1 protein-coding gene is annotated in these 669 nt (G+C 67.3%); it reads right to left on the bottom strand.

Annotation, left to right across the window (positions count from 1 at the left end):
* Window positions 1-18: 18 nt before the first annotated feature.
* The coding region (locus tag ACLMAL_RS39705) for a transposase (protein ID WP_412003784.1) at window positions 19-669 on the bottom strand (651 nt) is incomplete at its 5' end.

Here is a 669-nt window from a genome sequence, read left to right as displayed (position 1 = left end):
GGAGTTTCAATGATGGTGTCAAGCCGCAGCGCTGATCGGGGCTGGTGCCTCGATGGTGAAGGTGCGGTTGTCGCGGATGAGCGCCCAGATGACGTCGATAAGGCGGCGGGCCAGGGCGATGAGTGCTTGGGTGTGGGCTTTCCCCTCGGCTCGTTTCTTCTGGTAGAAAGCGCGGGAGGGACCGTCGGCACGGCGGATACTCGACAGCGCGGCCATGTAGAAGACTTTGCGCATGCCTCGGTGATATCGCTTGGGGCGGTGCAGGTTTCCGGTGATCTTGCCGGAGTCGCGGGGCACCGGTGCCAGCCCGGCGTAAGCGGCAAGCCGCCCCGCGCTACCGAAGACCGACCGCAGGTCACCGCCGGCCTCGGCCAGCAGTTGCGCGCCCAGAATCGGGCCGAATCCGTCCACACTGGTGATGGCCGCGGCGTGAGGATGCTCACCGAATCGCTCGGTGAGCTGTTTGTCGAGGGCTTTGATCTCGCGGTCCAAGTCGAGCAGCTGAGCTGCCAGCCGGGCGATCAGGGGCGCGGTGACTGCCTCGCCGGGCAACGCGATGGACTGCTCACCGGCAGCGGCCAGGGCCTTGTCGGTCATGACGGCGATGCCCTTGGCCCAGGCGCCGTGCTCGAGCAGGTAGGTTCGCACACCGTCGTGCCCGGCCGCCCG

Origin of the sequence: Nocardia sp. CWNU-33 (genome assembly GCF_046764895.1) — a bacterium.
Lineage (GTDB): Bacteria > Actinomycetota > Actinomycetes > Mycobacteriales > Mycobacteriaceae > Nocardia.
Note: the sequence above shows the minus strand (reverse complement) of the source record. Positions and strands in the feature narration are given on the sequence as shown.